The following is a 21971-nucleotide window of genomic DNA, read 5'->3' as shown; positions in this document are numbered from 1 at the left end:
CCGGACCTACTGCTTCTCGGTGAAGCCGAACTGGATGACGCCCTCGTCGTCGACGGTGGCGTCCACCGACGCGTCGCCGAGCAGTTCGGCGGCGTCCTCGTCCAGGAAGATCCGGGCGCCCTGGTTGTCGACCACGCGGTCGCCCTGCACCGGTTCGGGCACCAGCTCGACGGTGAGCGAGCCGGCCTCGGTGTCGGCGGCGATACGCACACCGCCGTCCTGGGCGACGTCCTGTTGGTTGGCGAGGTCACGGATGACGAGCACGGCGTTATCGGTCATGGTGAGCATTGATGGAACTCCTCGTGGATTCTCGGCTCGCGGTCGGATACCGCGCGGACCGGACAGTCGGCCCGCGTACGAGCACACGTGGGAGGCGACAGAGGGGCGAACGGTCGTCGCCGTCGCATCGAATCGGGGCAGCTGACGGCCCCGTCACTCCCACCGTGCCCGCTGGCGGACCATCCGTCAAATAGAGCCAGGTCAGTGGAGAGCGGCGGCCGGCGCCAGCCAGGCGCGAATCTCGTTGACCGCCGCGCGACCGGCCCGGTTGGCACCGATCGTGCTGGCCGAGGGGCCGTACCCGACCAGGTGAACCCGCGCGTCGGCGACCACCCGGGTGCCGTCCATCGTGATACCGCCGCCGGGCGCGCGCAGCCCCAGCGGGGCGAGGTGGTCGATGGCCGCCCGGAAGCCGGTGCACCACAGGATCACGTCCGCCGGCACGAACCTCCCGTCCGTCCAGGCCACCCCGTCGGGCGTGATCCGGTCGAACATGGGTAGCCGGTCGAGGACGCCGCGCTCGCGCAGTCGGCGTACCTCCGGGGTGACCGGAAGCCCGGTCACGCCCACCACACTGCCCGGCGGTCGGCCGGCCCGGACCGCCTGGTCCACCCGGGCCACCGCGGCGCGGCCCAGTTCCGGGCCGAACTCCTCGTCGTTGAACGTCGGCGGGCGGCGGGTCACCCAGGTGGTGCTCGCCGCGACGGTGGAGACCTCGCCGAGCAGTTGCACGGCCGAGGTGCCGCCGCCGACCACCACCACGCGGAGACCGTTGAACTCGGCCGGCCCTCGGTAGTCGGCGGTGTGCAACTGGCGTCCCCGGAACGTCGACCGGCCCGGGTAGTGCGGCCAGAACGGTCGGGTCCAGGTGCCGGTGGCGTTGATCAGGGCGCGCGCGGTCCAGGTACCCCGGTCGGTGTGCACATCCAGCCGGCCGTCGGGGCGGGAGCGCACCGCCCGGACCCGCACCGGCCGCCGCACCGGCAGGTCGAAGGCCCTCTCGTACGCGGCGAAGTAGGCGCGGACCTGCTCCGAAGCCGGACGTTGCGGCTCGGTGGGCGGGAGCGGCAGCCCGGGCAGGTCGTGGAAGCCGTGCACCCGGTCGAAGATCAGCGTCGGCCAGCGGTGCTGCCAGGCGCCGCCGGGCCCGTCGTCGGCGTCGAGGATGACGAAGCCGGTGTCGGGCGCGAAGCCGGTGCGGTGCAGGTGATAGCCGGCGCTCAGGCCGGCCTGCCCGGCACCGATCACCACGACGTCCGCGGAGTGGGTGTCCACGTGGGCTACAACGCGCCGGATGTCGCCCCTGTGCCCGTCCTCGACCGTCGCGCCGATCACAGACTTCGGCCACCTGAGCTGCACCTACGGTGAGTGAATGAGCGACTTCGGTCGGTACGCGGCCGAAATCCTCGGCGCTCCGGCGGTCCCAGACAGCCCAGACGGCAATATCTTTCGCCCGAAGGCCTTTTCCGGCGAATATCTCCGTGCGAGCATCAGCGGATGCATCGCCGTCACTTTCCCCGGGCCCTCGCCCTGCTCGCGCTGGTCGCCACCGCGGCCGCCGCCGCCGCCCCCGGTGCCACGGCCGAGTCGCCCACCCCCGCGACGACCCAACTGCGTGCCACCATCGACACGATCCTCGCCGACGCCCGGTTGGCCGGCGCGCAGGCGTCGGTGGTCGTGGTCGACACCAGCACGGGACAGACGCTCTACGACCGCAACGGTGACCGCCGGCTGGTTCCGGCGTCCAACACCAAGCTGCTGACCTCGACGGCCGCCCTTGAGCTGCTCGGCCCGGGCCACCGCTTCAGCACCGACGTACGGGCCAGCGGCAAGCGCCGTGCGGGCCTGCTCTCCGGCAACCTCTACCTGCGCGGCGGGGGCGACCCGACCATGCTCGCCGCCGACTACGACGCGCTCGCCGCGCAGGTCGCCGCCGACGGCGTGCGGGTGGTCACCGGAAACCTGGTCGCCGACGACACCCGCTACGACCGCACCCGACTCGGCCCCGACTGGACCTGGGACGACGAGCCCTACTACTACGCCGCCCAGGTCTCCGCGCTGACCGTCGCCCCGGACACCGACTACGACGCGGGCACCGTGATCGTGCACGCCGCACCGGCCGACCGGGCCGGCGCCCCGCCGGTGGTCACCACCACTCCCACCACCGGGTACGTCCGCGTCGACAACCGCGCCCAGACGGTCAGCGACGGCGAGACCTCGATCTCGATCGAGCGCGAGCACGGCGGCAACACCGTCGTGGTGACCGGTCAGATCGCCGTCGGCGACGAGCCCGCCAGCGACTGGGTCACCGTCTGGGAACCCACCGGCTACGCGGCCGACGTGTTCCGGGCGGCGCTGCACCGACACGGCGTCCGGGTGCTCGGCCGGACCGTGCTCGGCCAGCCCACCCCGGAGACGGCCCAGCAGATGGCGCGCCACGACTCGATGAGTCTGGGCGAGTTGATGACGCCGTTCTTGAAGCTGTCCAACAACGGGCACGCCGAGGTGTTGACCAAGGAGATCGGGCGGGTGCTCTCCGGCTCGGGCACCTGGACGGCCGGTCTCACCGCGATCAGCGAGTATGTCGCCGACACCGGTATGGACACCGGGAGACTGCGCCAGCGTGACGGCTCAGGGTTGTCCCGGCGCAACCTGATCCCGGCGACGGAATTCGTCGACCTGCTGAGCGCCGTCCGCGCCGAACCGTGGTTCGCGACCTGGTACGCGGCGCTGCCGATCGCCGGTCAGCCCGACCGGTTCGTCGGCGGCACCCTGCGCAGCCGGATGGCCGGCACGCCGGCCGCGGGCAACGTGCACGCCAAGACCGGCAGCCTGACCGGTGTCTCCGGGCTCTCCGGTTACGTCACCAGCGCCGATGGTCGACTGTTGGCGTTCTCCATCCTGCTGAACAACTACCTCACGGCGTCGGTGAAGTCGCTCGAGGACCAGATCGCCGTGGCGTTGGCCGGCTTCCGCGAGGGTGGTGCGTCGACGGCACGGGTGGCCCGGCCGGCGGTGCCGGAGACGCCGCGCACCCCGGAGGGCGTCGAGTGCTCCTGGGTCAAACCGATCACCTGCTGAGCGACGGCCGGGAGGCGCGAACGCGCCTCCCGGCCCAGCGAGCGCTCAGGCCGGACGGTCCGGTGGGGGGACCACCGCCGTCGGGTCACCACGTTCGATGAGCGCGGCGATCTCAGCGGCCCGCAGCCCGCGCAGCGCCAGCACCCGGGTGCCCCAGCGGTGCAGGCGGCACGGGTGCGGGCTGGCATCGTTACGGCAGACCACACCCCCGGACCACCGCCGGGGAGCGTGCACCACCACCGCCCGTACGGCGAACTGGGTGTCCTCGCCCGTCACGTACGGCGGCAGGGGGATGTCGCGAAGAACCTCCCCGGACGCTTCACCGGTGCCGGACGAAGCGGCACGACGGACGCGGTGGGCGGTGCTGCTACTCATCTCCGCTGCCTCCACACTGGATGGCCGGATGGGGACAGCAGAAAGTTACGACGCATTCGACAGTCCGCGACGGACAAACTGTCCCCCGGCCCGAACGCGCAGCGATCAGTCAGTCAGTCAACGCACCGTCACGGCCTGGAGGCCGACGTTGCCGCAGTGCGGCGTGAAGACCTTCTCGACGGTCCAGTTCAGCAGCAGCCGGGCACCCTTCGGCACCGTGAAGCGGATGGTGAACTGGGCGCTCTGACTGGTGTACGGGTCTTCCAGGCGGGCGGTGCTGGCGGGCCCGCCGGTGGACAGCCGCGCTTCCAGTCGCCCCCGAGCCATCCAGATGCCACCGTAGAGCTGGACCGTGCGCGGCTCACCACTGCCGGCGACGGCGAGGCTGAACCCGTTCCCGGCACCGCAGGCGTAGACGCCGTTGGAGCTGCCGTTCGTCGACCGCTCCGGCGTGCCGTCGGTCCAGCGCACGTACTCCTGGTTGCCGTCCCAGCCGACCCGCCGGCCCGGGCCACCCCCGTCGATGATCTCGCCGGAGCCGGAGCGCTTGCGGTTCGTCGACCTACCGCCGTGCTCCCCCCAGTGCACCCAGTCCCGGGCGCCCACGGCGGTGAGGTCGACGATGGCGGGCATCTCGCCCCGGCTCACCGTCAGCGCCGGCGAACCGGGCTTCGCCGGTGGCGGGGCGGGCGCGCTGGCCGACGGCGTCGGGTCCGGCGAGGGTGGGCGCTGGCGCGGACGCAGACCCGGCGTCGCCGGCCCCGCCTCGCCGGTGCGCGCGTCGGCGGCCGGGAAAGCGGGCGAACGAGCGGCCACACCCCCCGGACCCGCCTGGTCGGCGTCCGGCGCCGGGCCGGACCGGGTGGCGAGGTACGAGATCAACACCACCAGGCAGACGAGTACGGCGGCTCCCTCCACCGCCCAGCGCCGCCGCTGTCGGGCGCGGCGCAACATCCTGCGGGTCACCCCGGCGGCAATGGCGCGCGGACGGTGCTTCGGCGGCGCGTCGCCAGCCCTCGAACCAGCCCGCGTGCGGTCTTCGTCCGCCACCGACCCCTCCAACTCCGCCGCCCGGCCGTTTGGGACCGCCGAGGACCACACCATCCACTGTGGGCAGTTTCACGTTTGCCCGGGCGTGGACGACACGCTAGATCCGGACTGCCGGACGTGTCCAGCCCACAATGGGACGCTGTCGGACAACCCGGCCGCTCCGGACGGGCACTTCGGCAGACCAGGAGCGCCCTTCTCGGGTCAGCCGATCCGGAAGCCGAGCAGTTGCGCGACGACAACGGCCTGCTCGACGTCGATCACGGCACCGGCCCGTTCGACGACCGTCGGGTCCAGCGCGGTGAGATCGCTGCCCCGCAGGTCGGCGCCGCCGAGCCGGACGTTGGTCAACTGCGCCCCGGAAAGATCGACACCGGTGACCGTAGCACCGGTGAGATTGGCTCTGGTGAGGTCCACCTCGCGCATGCGCACCCCGGTCAGCCGGACGCCACGCAGATCGGCACCGGGCAACGCCACGAAGGACCAGTCACCGCCGTCCACCGTCAACGGGCGCAGATCGCACTCGCTGAAGGTGCTGCCGACCAGCTTGCAACCGGTGAACTCGGCCTCGAAGAAGTTGCACCGCCGAAAGACGCACCGGGTGAAGGCGGAGTCGACATGTCGGGAGGAATTGAACGCCACGTTGCCGAACGTGCACCCGGTGAAGACCGCGCCTCTGCTCACCGCCTCGGTCAGGTCCACCCCGAAGAACTCGCAACCCACGAAGTGCCGGTCGGTCAGCTCCTCGCCGTACCAGTCCTCGTTGCGGAAGGTCATGTCCTCGGTCAACTCCGGCATCCGGCCAGGTTAGTGGGCGGCGACAGCCGAGGGCCGGCGGGCCGGTGCCGGCCCCCTTCCGGTGTCGGTGTACCGGCGAGTACGTTCGGCGGCGTGAGTGTGGCTCGGAGCAAGGACCCGGATCAGATCGGTTTCGACACGGCGCGGCTGGCGCGGATCGACGAGCACTTCGGCCGGTACGTCGACGACGGCCGGCTGGCCGGCTGGCAGGTGGTGGTCACCCGTCGCGGCGAGGTGGCGCACTCCTCGACGTACGGGCTGCGCGACCGGGAGTCGGGCGCACCGGTCGAGGCCGACACCCTGTGGCGGATCTACTCGATGACCAAGCCGGTCACCTCGGTCGCGGCGATGATGCTGTGGGAGGAGGGCCGGTTCGAGCTGACCGACGAGATCAGCCGCTGGCTGCCCGAGTTCGCCGATCTGCGGGTCTACTCCAAGGGGTCGGCGCTCAAGCCGTACACCGTGCCGGCGGTCGAGCCGATCCGGGTCTGGCACCTGCTCACCCACACGGCCGGCCTGACGTACGGCTTCATGCAGACCTCGGTGGTCGACGGACTCTACCGGGCCGCCGGCTACGACCTGTACCCGCCGGCGGACGTCGACCTGGCCGGCGCCTGCGCGGCCTTCGGCGAGCTGCCGCTGCTGTTTCAGCCCGGCTCGGCGTGGGGCTACTCCGTCGCCACCGACGTGCTCGGCCGACTCGTCGAGGTGATCTCCGGACAGAGCCTCGACGAGTTCTTCGCCGACCGGATCTTCGGCCCACTGGGCATGACCGACACCCGCTGGTGGGTGGAGGGCGACGAGGCCGACCGGCTGGCCGCGCTCTACGTACCGGAACCGCGCAGCGGCCGGGCTGTCCGCTACGACAGCCTGGGGTCGCTCGCCTTCAGCAAGCCGGCGCTGCTCTCCGGAGGTGGTGGCCTGATCTCCAGCGCCGCCGACTACCACCGATTCACGCAGTTGCTGCTGCGCGGCGGCGAGTTGGACGGCGTCCGGCTACTCGGGCCGCGCACGGTGCGGTTCATGACCCGCAACCACCTGCCCGGCGGTCAGGACCTCGGCACCCTGTCCACCGGCGGCTTCGCCGAGACCACCCTGGACGGGATCGGCTTCGGCCTCGGCTTCGCGGTGGTCGACGACCCGATCCCCAGCCGGGTGCCCAGCAGCGTCGGCGAGTACTACTGGGGTGGGGTGGCCAGCACCGCGTTCTGGGTCGACCCGGCCGAGGAGATCACCGCGCTGCTGTTCACGCAGCTGATGCCGTCGAGCACCTACCCGCTCCGCTCCCAGCTGCGCCAGCTCGTCTACGCCGCCCTGATCGACTGACGGGATCGTCGTTCCACCAACCGGAAGCTGGCCCAGTCCCTAGCCTGAGCTGGTGAGCACCATCGTCGTGTTTGGCGCGGGCGGCACCGCCGGTTCACGGGTCGTTGCCGAGGCGGTCGACCGGGGGCACCGGGTGATCGCCGCCGTCCGCCGCCCGGAGGCCACCTCGTATCTGCCGGCCGGGGTGCGGACGGTCACCGGGGACGCGACCAGCGAGCGGAGTGTCCGGGAGCTGGCGCCGGACGCCGACGCGCTGGTCGTGGCGATCGGCGGCGGCGAGCGCGAGCTGTGGCGGAACGCGGCGGAGAACCTGGTGACCACGCTGCGCGGGATGCCGGCCGCACCGCGGATCATCCACCTGGGCGGTGGGTCCACCCTGCTCACCCCGGGTGGCACCCGCATTCTCGACGAACCGGACTTCCCGGCGGAGTACCGGGAGTCGGCGCTGGGCCAGGCGGACGCGCTGGACTACTACCGCACCGCGGCCGACGGGGTGAACTGGACGTACGTCTCGCCACCCCCGCTGGAGTTCCACCCCGGCGCTCGCACCGGGCACTACCGCACCGGCACCGACCAGCCGGTCACCGATGCTCAGGGCCGCTCGGTGCTCACCTACGAGGACCTGGCGGTGGCGATCATCGACGAAATCGAGCAGCCGCGACACCCGAACTCCCGCTTCACCGCCGCGTACTGACCCGGCTGCGGGGCCAGCCGCGGTCAGCCGGCGAGGCGTGCCGGGAAGCCGCCGGTGGCGATCGGACCCCAGGCGTCGATGGTGACCCGGATCAGCGACTTGCCCTGACGCACCATCGCCGCCCGGTAGTCGTCCCAGTCCGGGTGCTCACCGGAGATGCTGCGGAAGTATTCGACCAGCGGCTCCAGTGCCTCGGGCAGGTCGAGCACCTCGGCGGTGCCGTCGATCTGCACCCAGGGGCCGTTCCAGTCGTCGCTGAGCACGCAGGCCGAGACCCGGGGGTCGCGGCGGAGGTTGCTCACCTTGGCCCGCTCCGGGTAGGTGGAGACGACCAGCCGCCCCTGCCCGTCGACCCCGGCGGAGACCGGGGAGGACTGCGGTCGCCCGTCGGCCCGGGTGGTCATCAGCACGACGCGGTGTCGCGGCCGGAGGAAGTCGAGCAGGCCGTCCCGGTCGACCCGGGTGTTCCTTGCGATGCTGCGTGCCATTCCCCGTTCCTACCAGGGTGCGGGCGCAGCGGCGGCGGCGGGTCAGCGGGGTCGGGCCGCGGCGCGGTGCACCGCCTGGGTGGGCACCCGGGGACGGCCGGACGGACGCCAGGCCCGACCGTTGGCGTAGATCACCCGAAAACCGAGGTACGACGCGAGCGGCGCCCAGTGGGCGGAGCCCATCCGCAGCTCGGCCGCATTGTGCCGCTGGCCGTTGGCGAGCACGTCGAGGAGCACGGTTTCGAAGGCCGCCGATTCGACCCAGTCGACTTCCCGGGTGAAACCGCAGATCAGAGCGGCTCCGGTGACCTCCAGGAACTCGCGCAGCACCGCGTCCGAAGCGCGCAGCACCGAGCAGCTGCCGAAATAGAGTCGCCGCCCCTCCCCGCGGCCGGCCATCAACTCGGCCACCTCGTTCAACTCCACCGACTGCCAGTCGGTGAGGCAGAGCCGGCTCGGCTCACCGTGCATGGCGAAGAAGCCGACCCGGTGGTCGGCGTACTGCTTGAGCAGCCAACGGTCCAGGAAGTAGAACAGCTCGTCGCGGGTGGCCGCGTCCTTGTGGATGAAGCGGATCTTGCCCAGCCGCTCCAGCAACTCCAGCGTGGGCAGCACCGAGCCCCGCTCGTTCAGGTCACGGTGCCACTGACCCTCGACACAGAAGACGCCACCGCGTGCCACGCGCACCTCCGCCAGTCCGCCGCCCCGCCGCTGACGTTACCGGCCGCCACCGCCCCGGGAACATCACCCTCCGTGTGGCGGATTGCGACGTTCGGTGTCCTTGACCGGAGGAGGGCTGATCGGTCGGAAATGGCTGTTTGGCAAATCAGCCGAATTCCCAGCCAATACCCAGGGACAGCGAATTGTGAGCACGATTCTCGTTAACCACCTCCAACGGCACTGATCAGTGCCAAGGTGGAAATCACGGGACTTCTCGGTCGATGTCCCGGAGCCACCCCATTCGCTCTCCTATCGGGAGGACTTCTGTGCGCGTAAACACCTTGAAGCGGGTCGCCGTCGCATTCGCCCTGGCACTGCCCGGGGCCGCAATCGCCACGGTGATCGCCGCACCGGCGGCGCACGCGGACGGCTGTTACACCTGGAACCGCACCCTGACCCAGGGGCGCTCCGGCGACGACGTCCGCCAGTTGCAGATCCGGGTCGCCGGGTGGGCCGGCTACCGGGACATCGTGGAGAACGACGGCCGCTACGGGCCGAAGACCGCCGCCGCGGTCAAGCGGTTCCAGCAGGCGTACGGGCTGCGCGCCGACGGCATCGCCGGCCCACAGACCTTCGCCAAGCTGTACCAACTTCAGGACAACGACTGCACGCCCGCACACTTCAGCTACGGCGAACTGGACAACGGTTGCGGCGGGAGCGGGTGGAGCGGCGGCCCGTTGTCGGCGAACCAGACCAAGCAGAACGCGTTGCGCACCATGTGGAAGCTGGAGGCGTTGCGCAAGGGCCTCGGTGACAAGCCGCTCTACGTGTCGAGTGGGTTCCGCAGTCGCGCCTGCAACAACCAGGTCGGCGGCGCGTCCGACAGCCAACACCTGTACGGCAACGCGGCCGACGTGACCTCACGGACGTCCTCGCTGTGCCAGGTCGCCCGCGGCGCCCGCAACAACGGCTTCAGTGGGATCTACGGGCCGGGCTACCCCGACCACGACGACCACGTCCACGTCGACTCGCGTCGGGAGAACAACAGCGACAGCAGCTCGAACACGACGAGCTGGTCCGCCCCGGACTGCGGGGTCGGCAACTGAGCCACCCGCTGGAAGCGACGTCGGCCCGACGCGGAGGGGGAATCTTCGCGCCGGGCCGACGTCGTGTCGCCCCGGGTCGGAAGGGCGGAGGGGTAGCGCGCTCAGCTCGCCCGGGGCCAGCGCGGCGCGGTGACGGGGGGAGTCACCGGCCGGCCAGCAGCGGTGGGCCGTACCCCCTGGGGGACGACCCGCGCGGCCTGTTGCCGCGACGGCCCGGTCGCCGTGAACGGGAACGGCACGTGCACGAACGGATTACCGTGCCGGATCAACGCCTCGATCTGCCGCTCGTTGAGCCCGTGTGTCTCCAAAACCCGACGCCCCCAGCGGTGCAGTCGGCACGGGTAGGAGGCGCCGTCGTTGCGGCACAGCGGCCCGGTGGGCCACTCCTCGGCGGTGTGCACGACCACCGCCCGGACCGCGAGCCGGACATCCTCCGGGGTCAGTGGTGCCGGCATGGGCACCTCACCCAGTACCTGATCGATGGGATCCGTCGACTGCTCACCAACTCGCACGGCAGGCCTCCCGCAGTTCGGCAGCGGTACGGCGGACCTACCGCACCGACATCCTCGGCCATGGGTACGGCGGACACCGGACGAAAGTTCAATTCCGGTACGCGGTAAGCAGATCCTCCGCCGACAAGACGCGCGCCGCTGATACTTCCACCGATGGAACCCTCATCGCTGAGTGTTCCACCGCTGGTCGTGAGCTGCTCCGACGGTCAGACGAGGCCGGCGTCGTGCACGAGCAGCGCCACCTGGACCCGGTTGTTCAGCTCCAGTCGGGTCAGCAGCCGGGAGACGTACGCCTTCACCGTCGCCACGCTCATGAACAACTCCCCCGCGATCTCCGCGTTGGTGTGGCCCCGCCCCAGCGCGACCGCCACCTGCCGCTCCCGCTCGCTGAGCCCGGTGAGCAGCCGCAGCGCCCGTTCGCGGCGCGGGTCCGGGCCGACCGGGCCGGGGGCTGCGGCGGTCACGTGGGCGATCAACGTCCGGGTCACGGTCGGCGAGAGCGTCGCCTCGCCCGCCGCGACCCGGCGTACTGCGCGCACGATCTCCGCCGGTGGGGTGTCCTTGAGCAGGAAACCGGCCGCCCCGGCGCGGAGCGCCCGCAGCACCTGTTCGTCGGCGTCGAAGGTGGTCAGCACCAGCACCTCCGGCGGGTGCGGTCGGGCACGCAGCGCCTCGGTGGCGGTCAGCCCGTCGACCCGGGGCATCCGGATGTCCATCAGCACCACGTCCGGGGCGTACGCGGCGACGGCCGCCGGCACCTCGCCACCGTCGGCCGCCTCGCCGACCACGGCCAGGTCCGGCAGACCGCCGAGGATCATCGAGAGCCCGGCCCGGACCAACGCGTCGTCGTCCACGATCAGCACGCGTACCGGCGGCGCGGCCGCGTCGGCCGGCCCGACCGCGTCCGGCGGTCCGGCCGCGCCGGCAGGGCTGGTCACGCCGGCCACGGCAGCCAGGCGGCCAGCCGGAAGTCACCGCTGTCGTCCCGACCGTAGGCGAGTCGCCCGCCGGCCAGGGTCACCCGTTCACTGATGCCGACCAGGCCGGTGCCGGCACCCGGCAGTGTGCCGCCGGCCGGCTCCCCGACCGGCCACCGGTTGCCGATCGCCACGGTCAGCCCGGTGCCCGGCCCGCCCGCCACGTCCACGGTGACGGCCGCGCCGGCAGCGTGCTTGCGGGCGTTGGTCAGCCCCTCCTGCACGATCCGGTACGCGGCCCGGCCCAGCGCCGCCGGCACCTCCCCCGGGCTGGCGACGCTGTCGCTGACGTTCACCCGCACCCCGGCCGACCGCGACTCGGCGATCAGGGCCGGCAGGTCGGCGAGGGTGGGCTGCGGCGGCTCGGGGGCGTCGCCGGCCGCGTCGTCCTCGGCTCGGAGCACCCCGATCACCTCCCGCAGGTCCTGGAGAGCGGCGTGCGCGCTGCCCCGGATCACACCGGCGGCGCGGGCCACCTCGTCGGCCGGCGCGTCCGGGCGGAACTCCAGCGCACCCGCGTGCAGGCTGAGCAGGGAGATCCGGTGGGCCAGCACGTCGTGCATCTCCCGGGCGATCCGGGTGCGTTCGAGGTGGCGGGCCTGGGTGACCCGGAGTTGCTGCTCCGCCTCGGCCCGCTCGGCCCGCTCGCGCAACGACACGATCAACTGCCGGCGGGCCCTGACGAACATCCCCCACGCCAGCACGGCGAAGCTGACCACCACTCCCCAGGACGCGGTCTCCCAGTACGACATGTGCGGATCCGGGCGCACCCAACTGAAGACCAAGTTCGTGAGAAGGCCAGCGCCGGTGACCGCGATCGCGACCGCTGTCCGTCGATGCACCACCACGGTGAAATAGAAGATCATCAGCGGGATGGCGGCGGCCATCGAGAACAGGGTCAGCGGTGTCGTGGCCACGATCAGCCCGAGCGGCCATCGGCGGCGCAACCAGAGCAGCCCGCAGCAGACCAGACCGAGCAGCGCATCCACGCCGGTCATCCAGTCGTGCGGCAGCGGGACCGCCATCGCCGGATCCGGTGACAGCGCGTCCGCGGTGACGAACAGCACCCAGAGCAGGGAGAGCAGGAAGGCCAGGATGTCGACCGCCCAGTCCCGGGTGGTGCGGCGCGGGCGCCGGGCCGCCGCGTCCGAGCTGACCGCGCCGGTCAGCGCCCCGGGCAGCAGCCAGGGGTGTTCCGGGACAGCGAGGCTGGTCACGACGCCATGCTAGGCAGCCGACGGGCGACACGACCAGCTACCAAAGTCGAGACCCGCCGGTCGACCAAGGTCGACGCGACACCGACCCGTGGCCGCAGCGGATGGCCGGGCGGCGCGGGCAGGCTCAACCGCATGATCACCGTAGAGAACCTCACCAAGCGATACGGGCCACACCCGGCCGTGGACGACGTGTCGTTCCAGTGCGAACCGGGCACCGTCACCGGCTTCCTCGGCCCCAACGGCGCCGGCAAGTCGACCACCATGCGCATGATCTGCGGGCTGACCACGCCGACCGCCGGCCGCGCCACCGTCTCCGGGCACCCGTACCAGGAGCTGCCCAACCCGGGGCGGGAGGTCGGGGTGCTGCTGGACGCCTCCGCCCAGCACGCCGGGCGCACCGGCCGCGAGGCGTTGACGCTGTCCGCGTACACCATGGGTCTGGACCGGCGCGAGGTCGCCGCGAAGCTCGACCTGGTCGGGTTGAACGCGGTGGCCGCGAAGCGTCGGGTACGGGCGTACTCGTTGGGCATGCGTCAACGGCTCGGGCTGGCGCACGCGCTGCTCGGCGACCCCCGGGTGTTGATCCTCGACGAGCCGGCCAACGGCCTGGACCCGGAGGGGATCTTCTGGATGCGCGGCCTGCTGCGCGACTTCGCCGACCGGGGTGGCACCGTGCTGCTCTCCTCCCACCTGCTGCGCGAGGTGGAGGCGGTCGCGGACCGGCTGGTGGTCATCGGGGGCGGCCGGATCGTGGCCCAGGGCGACAAGAACGAGCTGCTGGCCGGCGGCGGCACAGTGGTCCGGGCCCGCGACAGTGCGGCGCTGCGCCGGGCGCTGGAGGCGGCCAACCTGAGCGCCACTGACAGCTCGGAGGGGCTGCTCGTGCAGGCCGACGCCGAGGCGGTCGGCCAGGCCGCCGCCGATGCCGGCGTCGCGCTGGCCGAGCTGCGCCCCGCCAGCGGCGGTGGCCTCGAACAGCTCTTCCTCACCCTGACCGCCGGCGAATCGACCAAGGAGGCCGTCCGATGACCACCACCACCGCGCCCGCCGCCGGCGCCCTCGCGCCCCGGCACCACACTCCGGTACGCCGGCCGTCGCTGCTCCGGCTCACCGCCGTGGAGATGCGCAAGCTCGTCGACACCCGGGCCGGCCGCTGGCTCCTGATCACCATCGGCCTGGTCACCGCCGCGATCGTCACCCTGCAACTGATCTACGCCGGGGACGCCGACCAGACGTTCCCCAACTTCTTCGTCCCCTCGCTGCTGCCGGTGTCGGTGCTGCTGCCGGTGCTGGGCATCCTGTCGATCACCAGTGAGTGGTCGCAGCGCACCGCCCTCACCACGTACGCCCTGGTGCCCCGCCGGGAGCGGGTGGTCGCCGCGAAGCTGATCGCCGTGTCGCTGACCGCGCTCGCCTCGGTGCTGGCCAGTCTCGTCGTCGCCGCCGTCGGCACGCTGGTGGCGTCCGCCACCGGTGGGGCGGGCACCTGGCAGTTCGACTGGTCGCTGCTGCTGAACGCGGGGATCCTCCAGGTCACCAGTGTGCTGATGGGTGCCGCCTTCGGTCTGCTGCTGCTCAACCCGCCGCTGGCGATCGTCGGTTACCTGCTGCTGCCCACGCTGTGGGGGGTGCTCGGCGAGATGGTCAAGCCGCTGCGCGGTCCGTCCGAATGGCTGGACACCAGCAAGACCATGGAACCGTTGTTCAGCAGCGACGCCGTCACCGGCGGGCAGTGGGGGCGGATAGCGGTCTCCCTGCTGGTCTGGATGGTCCTCCCGCTGGCCGCCGGGCTGTTCCGGACCCTGCGCCGCGAGGTGTCCTGACCATGGAGATGGCCAGCTACCGTCCGCGCACCGTGGTCAGCGGCGGCCTGCTGGAGCTGGCGGTCCTGTGGGGTGGCTTCCCGCTGCTCGGCGCGGGCGCCGGATGGCTCCTCGCGGCGGCGACGGGCTGGCTCGCCCGGCTGCCCTGGGTGCCGTTCAGCGACCTGATCGAGTGGTTGGACCGGCTGCCCGAACCGCAGGCCACCGCCGGCACCATCGGGGTGGGCGTCCTGGCCGGCCTGGTCATCGCCGGGATCGGCACCGCCGAACGGTTGATCGTCACCGTCGACGGGGCGCAGGTCCAGCTGCGCCGCTCCGATGAGAACCGGACCATCGCCCGGGTCGACACCCGGGTGGTCTTCCTCGCCGACAAGCACCTGGTGCTGCTGGACGCCGACGGCGCGGAACTGGTCCGGGAGTCGACGGACCTGCCAGCCGCCCAACTGGCTGCGGCGTTCCGGGAGCACGGCTGGGGCTGGGCGGACGACGACCCGCACCGGTCGGCGTACCGGCTGTGGGTTCCGGACCTGCCCGGGTTGCCGGCCGGCGCGGACGCGCTGCTGCGTGCCCGGGCTCGGGCGATCGAGCGGGACCGCCGCGACGACGCCCGGGAGTTGCGCCGCGAGCTGGGCCAGATCGGGGTGGTGCTGCGCGACGAGGGCAAGCGGCAGTACTGGCGGTTGACCACCCGGGCCCTCGCCCCCGGGCCGGAGCAGCCGACTTCGGCCGAGCGGGAGCCGGACGGGCGGTAGCGTCTGTCCCAGCAGACCCTGGGAGCCGCGCGATGACCGAACAGCAGCCGTACCGGGTGGTGTCCCGACACCCTGGCTTCGAGCTGCGTCGGTACCCCGCCCACCTGGTGGCCGAGATGCAGATCCAGGCGTCGTTCACCCGGGCGCCGATCGAGGCGTTCCGGCCGCTGGCCGCGTACATCGGTGGCGCCAATCGGGCCCGGCACCCGATCGGCTCCGCCGCACCGGCGACGGCGGCGGCCAGCGGCTCGGAGAAGATCGCCATGACCGTGCCGGTGGTGCAGATCGAGGGTGAGTGGCCGGGCGCGTACCTGATCCAGTTCGTCATGCCGGCCACCTTCACCACCGCCACGCTGCCCGAGCCGGTGGACGCCCGGGTGCGGATCCGCGCGGTTCCGGCGCGGCTGGCGGCGGCGATGCGGTTCTCCGGGCGGTGGACGGAGCAGGCGTTCAGCCAGCGGGCCACGATGCTCGGCCGGTCGGTGACCGCGGCCGGGCTGCAACCCACCGGCGCCATCCGGTACGCGCGCTTCGACCCGCCGTGGAAGCCGTGGTTCCTGCGCCGCAACGAGGTGGTGCTGCCGGTCGTCGAGTGAGCTACCTGAGCTGCCGACGGTCCTCGACGCTCGGCCGCGCCAGCAGCACGGCCATAGCCAGCCCGGCGAGCAGCCCGACCAGGGAGACCAGCAGGTCGGAGTCGGCCGCGTTGATCGGGCTGTTGCCGGCCAGCGCGGTGAACGCCGCGCCGATCGGCAGCAGGAGCATCATGGGGACGGCCGTGGCCACCAGGAACACCACCGGGCCCACCAACGCGATGAGAGCGGCCAGACCGTGGTGCCACCAGATCGGCCGACCACCCGGCCAGTCCCAGGCCAGCAGTGTGACCCCGGTGAGCAGCACCGCCCCGAGAGCGGCCTCCGGTAGGAGTCGTTCACCGGGCGCGGCGGCACGGACCAGCCCGACGCCGAGCAGGGCCACCACGGTGAGGCCGGCCGCCAGCCCGACCCGAGCCCGGGTCCGCGCCGGAGCCGCCGCCAGCGCGGCGCCGACGGCCACTGCCACCAGCAGCGCCGCCGTGGCCAGGGCACCCTGGTTCAGCTCCGGCTCCCGGTCGGTCGGTGACTCGATTCCGGCCGCCACCAGCGTCAGCACCCCGGCCACGCAGGCCGCGCCGGTGAGCACCCGCCGGTCGGCGGCCGGAGTCGTACCAGGCTCCCGCGTCTGCGGCGCGGCGCGCTCCCACCAGAGCAGAAGTGCCGCGACGACGCCGAGCACGGCGTAGCCGGCGACGGCGAGCAGCACCGTCGCGTCGAGGCCGATCGGATCGGCCCGGTCGACAGCGACGTCGGCGGCGATCCAGCAGCCGCCCAGCACCACCGCCGGGCCGCTCCACCGCACCTGCCCGCGCCCGGCCAGCACCAGCCCGAGCGGCACCGCCATGATCGCCATGAACCGCAGGTCGCGCGCCCAGTAGGCGTTGTTGCCCGGCAGGCTCTCCGACCATGGGCCGAGCGGCTCGGTCAGCGGTTGCCACGTGGTCATGCCGTACGCCCAGAGCGCGACGGAGGCGGCGGAGAGGAGCAGCCCGACCGGGCGCGCGGATCGCATCCGTGGACGGTAACGGCCCAACCGCCCGCGCGGGGGGTGCGGTCATCAGCCGACCGGTGACCGTGCGGGGCGGTGGCGCAGCAGCCGCCACGTCGGCAACACACTGGACAGCACCGCGAGCAGCAGGCACAGCCCCACCACCCCGCCGACCACCGACCACGGCATCACCAGGTCGACGGGGGCGCCGACCTGCTCGGCGAGGCCGGCGCTGATGCTGAGCAGACCGACGAACGCGACAGCCCCACCCAGCAGCGCGCCGATCAGGACCACCAGGGCGGACTCCGCCGTGACCAGCCAGATGACCTGCCGTCGGGTCGCCCCGGCCATCCGGATCAGCCGCAGGTCCGCGGCGCGGCCGGCGGCGGCCAGCAGCAGCGTGTTGGCCACCGCGATGGCACCGTAGCCGGCGGACACCCCGATCAGCAGCACCGTGAAGAGCCAGACGAGGCGGTCCTCGGCGGCGTCCGCCTCGGCCGCCCAGCCCGGGACGTCGAGGATCCGCGCGCCGACCGGTGGATCGATGCGGTCCCGGACGTACACCGTGGACGTCAGCGCCGACGGGTCGTGCGCCCGCACCACGGCCCGGGGCACGAGCAGGTCGCCCGGGATCGAGGTGTCGTCGACCACGGCGACGACGCGCAACGACACCGTCGTCCCGTCGGCGAAGACCACCGGGTACGGCTCGGACGGCAGCCGGTTCGCCGAGGCGCCGACCACCACCGTGTCGTCGCCCCTCAGATCGTTCAGCGAACCGGCGACGACGGTGAGCACCCGGTTCGCGGCGGCGAAGCCCTCCGGATCCACGCCGAGCGCGGTCATCGGCCGGTCCGGCGGCGACGTTCCGGGGTCGGTGCGGTAGACGGTGGTCGGCAGGAGCGCGGTGCCGCCGGTCGCGGCGACGGCCCGGTCGGACAGGCCGGGCGCGCGGTCCGGCACGACGATCCAGCCGGCGTTCACGTTGTCCGCCCGACCCGCCGCGTACGCGGCGCTGGTGGTGCGCACCATCCCGGACACCAGCACCGCGAACGCGACAGTGAGCAGCACCGGCGCGGCGATGGCGGCGGTTCGCCGGGTCGCGGTCAACGCCGCGCCCCGGACCAGCATCCCGATCGCGCCACCGGGCCGACGCACCGGGGAACGCAGCAGCCACACCAGCGGTCCGACCACCACCGGGGCGAGCACTGTGGTGCCGGCCACCAGCGCCATCACCGCGTAGAGCGCGTACTGCGCCCCCACCCGTGCCTCGTCGGCGGTCGCCGTACCCAGACTGAGAGCGGCCCCCGTCGCGAGGAGCAGCACCCCGGTGACGGCCCGCAGTCGGCCGATCGGTCGCTGTTCCACAGCGGCATCGCGTAACGCCTCCAACGGGCGGACCCGCGCCGCTCGGCGGGATGCCGACCAGACGGCCAGCAACGCGATCACCGGCCCGGCGGCGAGCGAGACCGCGACCGGCCAGAGTTCGTAGCGGACCCGGAAGGTCGACGGCTCGTAGCCGAAGTCGACCAGCAGCCGACCCAGCAACGGGGCGAGCGCCGCGCCCACCAGCAGGCCGACGAGTCCCGCCGAGACGCCGACGGTGAGCGCCTCGGCGTGGACCATGCGGCGGACCTGGCGTCCGGTGGCGCCGACGGCGCGCAGCAGGCCCAGCTCACGGCGGCGCTGCGCGATGGTGAACGCGAAGGTGGAGGCGACCACGAACACCGTGACGAAACCGGCGAGGGCCGCCGTGGCGGTGAGCACCTGCATGCCGATCCACCGGGTACGGGCGTCGCCGCGCGGCTCCAGCGCACCACGGGCGTCACCGGTGAGCACCCGTCCGTCGCCGCCGACGACTCCGCGGACCGCCGTGGCAACCCGCTCGGGGTCGGCGTCCGGTGCGAGCACCAGCCCGATGGCCCGCACGCCGGGCGCGAGCGCGGCGGCGACCTCGTCGGCGACGTGGACGCCCGGTCCGTCGACCAGACCGCTGACGGTGTACGACTCCGGGCCCACAGCGGTCAGCACTGTGACCGGTGCGCCGGCGCGCAGTCCGAGCGCGCTGTCGACGACCACCTCGCCGGGCCGGCGAGGTGGCTCGCCGGCCGTGAGGCGCAGCCCACCCAGCTGGGCGCTGGACCAACCGTGCCCCTGGTAGGCGTCCTCGCGACGGGTGTCGGCGGCCGCGGGTCGGCCCTCGACGAGCGGCTGCGCGTAGAAGGTGCGGTCCGCCACCGCCGCCACCACGTCCGGCAGACCGGACAGCCTGCCGACCAACTCCGCCGCCGTGGTGGCGGACCAGGGGCGGGTCGGCACGAACTCGTCAGCGGACGCACCCGCCTCGGGGCTCTGCACCACGACGGCCGCCCGCGCCAGCCGGTCCGGCACCTGCGGGCGCCCGGAAGCGAGCAGCAGGGTGGCCGCCGCGACCAGCGTGACCCCGATGGCGACGGCCACGAACGCGCTGGCCGACCGCCGGACGCTCAGCACGACGACTCCGCGACGGTTTCCCGCTCGGCGATCCGGGCGGCGACGGCGGCGGCGGTGATCGGGCCGGTCAGCTCGTCGACGACGCGGCCGTCGGCCAGCAGGAGGACCCGATCGGCGTACGCGGCGGCGGTGGGGTCGTGGGTCACCATCACGACGGTCTGCCCGTGGTCGTCGACGAGCGCCCGCAACAGCCGGAGCACCTGCCGGGAGGAGGCGCTGTCCAACGCCCCGGTCGGCTCGTCGGCGAAGACCACCGCCGGACGGGTGATCAACGCGCGGGCCACGGCGACGCGCTGCTGCTCCCCGCCGGACAGCTCACTCGGCCGGTGCCCGGCCCGGTCGGCGAGGCCGACGGCGTCGAGGGCGGCGGCGACGTCCCCGGCCGGCGGGCGGCGGCGGGCCAGGCGCGACGGCAGCTCGACGTTCTGCGCGGCGGTCAGCGTGGACACGAGGTTGAACGCCTGGAAGACGAAGCCGATCCGGTCCCGCCGCAGCCGGGTCAGCTCGTCCTCACCGAGGTCGTTGAGGCTGGTGCCGTCGATCGTGACGATCCCCTCGGTCGGGCGGTCCAGCCCCGCCGCGCAGTGCAGCAGGGTGGACTTCCCCGAGCCGGAGGGGCCCATCACCGCCGTGAACGTGCCGCTCGCGAAGCCGGTGGTCACACCGTCGAGCGCCGTCACCCGCCGGGTTCCGGTGCCGTACACCGCGCGCAGCCCCGTCAGGGTCACCGTGTCTGTGGTCATGACAGTTACCGTGCCGAATGCCGGGGGTGCGGCGCGTCGTGCCGAGGCGGGCACTTTCCGGCCCTCCCCCGGGTGGAGTCCGGGGCCCGCAACCGGCCGCGCGTCGTCCTGCGGGATGACCACCCGCAGGCGGACGCGGCCGACCCGGCCGGCCGTTACCGTTCGACGGGTGACCGCTCTCCTCCTGACCCGACGCATGCGGCCGGTGGATCTGTACACCGTGGACGCCCTGCTGGCGGTGGCCGTCGGTGGGCTGCTCTGCCCGTACGCGGCGCTGGAGTCGCCGCTGCACGGCGGCGTACGCGAACCGCTCTGGGTGTCGGTGCTGGTCGGGATGGCCCTCGGGCTGCCGTTGGCCGTCCGGCGACGGTGGCCGATGACGGTGGCCGTCGTGATCAGCTCGATCGCCACCGTCGCTCTGATCACCGGGGTGATACCCAACTTCGCGGCCGCCGCCCCGGCGTTCGCCATCGGCCTGTCCTTCTACACGGTGGCCGTGGCGACGCCCACTCGCCGGTCCATGCTCTGCGCCGCGGGTTGTCTGGCACTGGTGAGCGTCGGCCTGGTGCTGACCGCTGGCGACCTCTGGTCGCGGACCGGCGCTGTCGTCTACGCCGCCGTCATGGTCGCGCCGGCCTGGGTGATCGGTTGGCTGATCCGGGAGCGACGCGCCCTCGCCACCCGGCAGAGTGATCAGCTGGTCCGTCAGGCCGCCACCGAGGAGCGGTTGCGGGTGGCGCGTGAGCTGCACGACGTGGTCGCGCACACGCTGAGTCTCATCGTGGTGAAGGCGGCCGTCGCCAACCACGTCGCCGAGGCCGACCCGCGCGAGGCGGGCGCCGCGCTCCGGGTCATCGAGGAGACCGGCCGCACCGCGCTGACCGACGTCCGTCGGGTGCTCGGCGTGTTGCGCGAGGACAGCCCGTACGCGCCGACGCCCGGGCTGGACGAGTTGCCCCTCCTCGCCCGGCAGGCGGCGATCGGCGGCGTCGACGTGCAGCTCGACGTACGGCGGGACGAGCCGGCCGGCGCGGTGCCGGAGTCGGTGGGCCTCGCGGTGTACCGGATCGTGCAGGAGGCGGTGACGAACGTGGTGAAGCACGCGGCACCGGCCGCCTGCCGGGCCACGGTGACCGTCCTGCCCGACGAGGTGCGGGTGGAGGTGACCGACGACGGCCGGCGGCCGGTCCTGCTCGGCGGGGAGGGGCACGGGTTGATCGGCATGCGGGAACGGGTGGCGTTGCACGGCGGGGAGTTCCGTGCCGGCCCCCGCTCCGACGGTGGTTTCGCGGTAACGGCCAGCCTGCCCTACCGGGTGGCCGCGTGATCCGCGTGCTGATCGCCGACGACCAGGCGTTGCTGCGCGGCAGTTTCCGGCTGCTGGTCGATCTCAGCCCGGACTGCACCACTGTCGGTGAGGCGGGCACCGGAGTGGAGGCTGTCGCGTTCGCCGGGCAGCACCGGCCGGATGTGGTGCTGATGGACGTGCGGATGCCGGAGATGGACGGCATCGAGGCCACCCGGCGGATCTGCGCCGACCCGGCGACGGCCGACACCCGGGTCATCATCCTGACCACGTTCGACCTCGACGAGTACGTCTACGGGGCGCTGCGCGCCGGAGCCAGCGGGTTCCTGCTCAAGGACACCCCACCGGCGGATCTGCTGACCGGGATCCGGGTGGTCGCGGCCGGGGAGGGGCTGCTCGCGCCGACGGTGACCCGCCGGCTGATCGACGAGTTCGCCCGGCAGCCGGAGCCGACCCGGCCGCTGCCCCGCCGGCTCGACGGGGTGACCGATCGGGAACGGGAGGTCCTCGCGCTGATCGCCCGGGGCCTGTCCAACGCGGAGTTGGCCGCGCACCTCAACCTCAGCCAGGCCACCGTCAAGACGCACGTCGGGCGGCTGCTGACCAAGCTGGCGGTACGCGACCGCGCGCAACTGGTCATCGTGGCGTACGAGACGGGCCTGGTGGGGCCGGGCGGCCTACGCTGAGCGGGTCGTCCGCACCCGAGGAGGAGC

At 72.9% G+C, this 21971-nt stretch carries 23 protein-coding genes; 10 read left to right on the top strand and 13 right to left on the bottom strand.

What is annotated here, in order from left to right; genetic code table 11:
• Nucleotides 1-6: 6 nt before the first annotated feature.
• Nucleotides 7-288 carry an adhesin gene (locus tag ABTW72_RS30375; protein ID WP_030331312.1) on the bottom strand — a complete coding sequence of 94 codons (282 nt, stop codon included), beginning with the start codon at nucleotides 286-288 and terminating at the stop codon, nucleotides 7-9.
• 192 nt (nucleotides 289-480) lie between these two features.
• On the bottom strand, nucleotides 481-1554 hold the full coding sequence (locus tag ABTW72_RS30370; protein ID WP_350864739.1) for an NAD(P)-binding domain-containing protein: 1074 nt from the start codon (nucleotides 1552-1554) through the stop codon (nucleotides 481-483).
• A 222-nt stretch (nucleotides 1555-1776) separates the two neighbouring features.
• Between ABTW72_RS30370 and dacB the strand changes: the two genes are divergently transcribed.
• The gene (dacB, locus tag ABTW72_RS30365) at nucleotides 1777-3360 is read left to right on the top strand and encodes a D-alanyl-D-alanine carboxypeptidase/D-alanyl-D-alanine endopeptidase (protein ID WP_350864736.1); all 1584 of its coding nucleotides are present in this window, start codon (nucleotides 1777-1779) and stop codon (nucleotides 3358-3360) included.
• A gap of 45 nt (nucleotides 3361-3405) precedes the next feature.
• Here dacB and ABTW72_RS30360 read toward each other — a convergent pair whose 3' ends face one another.
• The 3 genes from ABTW72_RS30360 to ABTW72_RS30350 form a co-directional block, all read right to left on the bottom strand.
• Nucleotides 3406-3735 carry a hypothetical protein gene (locus ABTW72_RS30360; protein WP_030331319.1) on the bottom strand — a complete coding sequence of 110 codons (330 nt, stop codon included), beginning with the start codon at nucleotides 3733-3735 and terminating at the stop codon, nucleotides 3406-3408.
• A 117-nt stretch (nucleotides 3736-3852) separates the two neighbouring features.
• Entirely contained in the window at nucleotides 3853-4701 is an 849-nt protein-coding gene (locus ABTW72_RS30355) for a hypothetical protein (protein WP_350864734.1), read from the bottom strand.
• 285 nt (nucleotides 4702-4986) lie between these two features.
• Nucleotides 4987-5580 (bottom strand): pentapeptide repeat-containing protein, encoded by a 594-nt coding sequence (locus ABTW72_RS30350; RefSeq protein ID WP_350864731.1) that lies wholly within the window; start codon nucleotides 5578-5580, stop codon nucleotides 4987-4989.
• Nucleotides 5581-5673: 93 nt separating this feature from the next.
• Between ABTW72_RS30350 and ABTW72_RS30345 the strand changes: the two genes are divergently transcribed.
• The gene (locus ABTW72_RS30345) at nucleotides 5674-6906 is read left to right on the top strand and encodes a serine hydrolase domain-containing protein (RefSeq protein WP_350864729.1); all 1233 of its coding nucleotides are present in this window, start codon (nucleotides 5674-5676) and stop codon (nucleotides 6904-6906) included.
• A 52-nt stretch (nucleotides 6907-6958) separates the two neighbouring features.
• A complete protein-coding gene (locus tag ABTW72_RS30340) occupies nucleotides 6959-7600 on the top strand; it encodes an NAD(P)-dependent oxidoreductase (protein ID WP_350864726.1) in 642 nt (213 codons plus the stop codon).
• A gap of 23 nt (nucleotides 7601-7623) precedes the next feature.
• Here ABTW72_RS30340 and ABTW72_RS30335 read toward each other — a convergent pair whose 3' ends face one another.
• Both ABTW72_RS30335 and ABTW72_RS30330 read right to left on the bottom strand, forming a co-directional pair.
• The gene (locus tag ABTW72_RS30335; RefSeq protein ID WP_350864723.1) at nucleotides 7624-8088 is read right to left on the bottom strand and encodes a PPOX class F420-dependent oxidoreductase; all 465 of its coding nucleotides are present in this window, start codon (nucleotides 8086-8088) and stop codon (nucleotides 7624-7626) included.
• A 42-nt stretch (nucleotides 8089-8130) separates the two neighbouring features.
• Nucleotides 8131-8769, bottom strand: coding sequence for a DUF6642 family protein (locus tag ABTW72_RS30330; protein ID WP_350864720.1), 639 nt, complete (start codon nucleotides 8767-8769; stop codon nucleotides 8131-8133).
• A 305-nt stretch (nucleotides 8770-9074) separates the two neighbouring features.
• On the opposite strand from ABTW72_RS30330, the gene ABTW72_RS30325 reads away from it, so the two are divergent.
• On the top strand, nucleotides 9075-9854 hold the full coding sequence (locus tag ABTW72_RS30325; protein ID WP_350864717.1) for a D-Ala-D-Ala carboxypeptidase family metallohydrolase: 780 nt from the start codon (nucleotides 9075-9077) through the stop codon (nucleotides 9852-9854).
• A gap of 101 nt (nucleotides 9855-9955) precedes the next feature.
• Here the strand turns inward: ABTW72_RS30325 and ABTW72_RS30320 are convergent, their stop codons facing one another.
• The 3 genes from ABTW72_RS30320 to ABTW72_RS30310 form a co-directional block, all read right to left on the bottom strand.
• Nucleotides 9956-10309 carry a hypothetical protein gene (locus tag ABTW72_RS30320; RefSeq protein WP_225855057.1) on the bottom strand — a complete coding sequence of 118 codons (354 nt, stop codon included), beginning with the start codon at nucleotides 10307-10309 and terminating at the stop codon, nucleotides 9956-9958.
• A gap of 263 nt (nucleotides 10310-10572) precedes the next feature.
• Nucleotides 10573-11322, bottom strand: a complete 750-nt coding sequence (locus ABTW72_RS30315; protein WP_350864777.1) for a response regulator — start codon at nucleotides 11320-11322, stop codon at nucleotides 10573-10575.
• Nucleotides 11301-12560 carry a sensor histidine kinase gene (locus ABTW72_RS30310; RefSeq protein ID WP_350864714.1) on the bottom strand — a complete coding sequence of 420 codons (1260 nt, stop codon included), beginning with the start codon at nucleotides 12558-12560 and terminating at the stop codon, nucleotides 11301-11303. The genes ABTW72_RS30315 and ABTW72_RS30310 overlap by 22 nt, the downstream gene beginning before the upstream one ends.
• A gap of 132 nt (nucleotides 12561-12692) precedes the next feature.
• Between ABTW72_RS30310 and ABTW72_RS30305 the strand changes: the two genes are divergently transcribed.
• From ABTW72_RS30305 to ABTW72_RS30290, 4 genes are read left to right on the top strand one after another with little or no spacing between them, the layout of a single operon-like run.
• Nucleotides 12693-13589, top strand: coding sequence for an ABC transporter ATP-binding protein (locus ABTW72_RS30305; protein WP_350864711.1), 897 nt, complete (start codon nucleotides 12693-12695; stop codon nucleotides 13587-13589).
• Nucleotides 13586-14383 (top strand): ABC transporter permease, encoded by a 798-nt coding sequence (locus ABTW72_RS30300; protein WP_502892270.1) that lies wholly within the window; start codon nucleotides 13586-13588, stop codon nucleotides 14381-14383. Before ABTW72_RS30305 ends, ABTW72_RS30300 begins: the two co-directional genes overlap by 4 nt.
• A gap of 2 nt (nucleotides 14384-14385) precedes the next feature.
• Entirely contained in the window at nucleotides 14386-15135 is a 750-nt protein-coding gene (locus tag ABTW72_RS30295) for a YqeB family protein (protein WP_350864708.1), read from the top strand.
• Between the two features lie 32 nt (nucleotides 15136-15167).
• Complete coding sequence (locus ABTW72_RS30290) at nucleotides 15168-15731, top strand: SOUL family heme-binding protein (protein WP_350864705.1); 564 nt, start codon at nucleotides 15168-15170, stop codon at nucleotides 15729-15731.
• Between the two features lies 1 nt (nucleotide 15732).
• Here the strand turns inward: ABTW72_RS30290 and ABTW72_RS30285 are convergent, their stop codons facing one another.
• The 3 genes from ABTW72_RS30285 to ABTW72_RS30275 are packed head-to-tail and all read right to left on the bottom strand — an operon-like array spanning nucleotide 15733 to nucleotide 19952.
• Nucleotides 15733-16743: a hypothetical protein gene (locus tag ABTW72_RS30285; RefSeq protein ID WP_350864702.1), complete on the bottom strand. Its 1011-nt coding sequence runs from the start codon at nucleotides 16741-16743 to the stop codon at nucleotides 15733-15735.
• A gap of 45 nt (nucleotides 16744-16788) precedes the next feature.
• Nucleotides 16789-19209 carry an FtsX-like permease family protein gene (locus ABTW72_RS30280; RefSeq protein ID WP_350864699.1) on the bottom strand — a complete coding sequence of 807 codons (2421 nt, stop codon included), beginning with the start codon at nucleotides 19207-19209 and terminating at the stop codon, nucleotides 16789-16791.
• On the bottom strand, nucleotides 19203-19952 hold the full coding sequence (locus ABTW72_RS30275) for an ABC transporter ATP-binding protein (RefSeq protein WP_350864697.1): 750 nt from the start codon (nucleotides 19950-19952) through the stop codon (nucleotides 19203-19205). The genes ABTW72_RS30280 and ABTW72_RS30275 overlap by 7 nt, the downstream gene beginning before the upstream one ends.
• A 169-nt stretch (nucleotides 19953-20121) precedes the next feature.
• Between ABTW72_RS30275 and ABTW72_RS30270 the strand changes: the two genes are divergently transcribed.
• Together ABTW72_RS30270 and ABTW72_RS30265 are read left to right on the top strand one after the other, a co-directional pair.
• Nucleotides 20122-21279 carry a sensor histidine kinase gene (locus tag ABTW72_RS30270; RefSeq protein WP_350864694.1) on the top strand — a complete coding sequence of 386 codons (1158 nt, stop codon included), beginning with the start codon at nucleotides 20122-20124 and terminating at the stop codon, nucleotides 21277-21279.
• On the top strand, nucleotides 21276-21944 hold the full coding sequence (locus ABTW72_RS30265; RefSeq protein WP_350864691.1) for a response regulator: 669 nt from the start codon (nucleotides 21276-21278) through the stop codon (nucleotides 21942-21944). The genes ABTW72_RS30270 and ABTW72_RS30265 overlap by 4 nt, the downstream gene beginning before the upstream one ends.
• Nucleotides 21945-21971 lie beyond the last annotated feature (27 nt).

Origin of the sequence: Micromonospora sp. NPDC127501 (genome assembly GCF_040302185.1) — a bacterium.
In the GTDB taxonomy this organism is placed as follows: domain Bacteria; phylum Actinomycetota; class Actinomycetes; order Mycobacteriales; family Micromonosporaceae; genus Micromonospora.
Note: the sequence above shows the minus strand (reverse complement) of the source record. Positions and strands in the feature narration are given on the sequence as shown.